Source organism: Dellaglioa sp. CoH-57-MRSF-22 (genome assembly GCF_056781895.1).
In genome coordinates, this window is sequence record NZ_JBXAXT010000115.1 from 1 (window position 1) to 383 (window position 383).

The window sequence follows — 383 nt, forward strand, 5'->3', positions numbered from 1 at the left end:
CTGAACGTGGGTAAAGTGGAAGGTCGCAACGAATTCATGCACTCTAATGTGGTGGCGTTCTTGGCTGCAATCAATCCGAGACCAGATATCGCACGGCTCTTGAACGCTATACTGCCCGAGTACGATGCTCACGAAGATTATGTTGTGGATAAGGCTATCCAGTCAATCGGGCGCGGTAACATCAGGAACCACAATTCAGACAAAAAGATGTTGGCCATTGTCTCAACTGTGGGGTTGGCCGAAAAGATTCAAGCGCGTATGAGTCATTATCCCCGCATCCGTCTGACAGATACAGAGGAACTGGGCAACATGCAGCGCTGGTCCTACAATCAGGCCGGCGCAAAAACTCGCGAAGCAAGCGGTGTGCACAGACGTGACAGATT

General features: G+C 50.9%; 1 protein-coding gene. It reads left to right on the forward strand.

Annotated elements, in window-relative coordinates; genetic code table 11:
• A partial coding sequence (locus AC1RPR_RS08435; RefSeq protein WP_481763507.1) for a hypothetical protein occupies nt 1-383 on the forward strand: 383 nt, incomplete at both ends.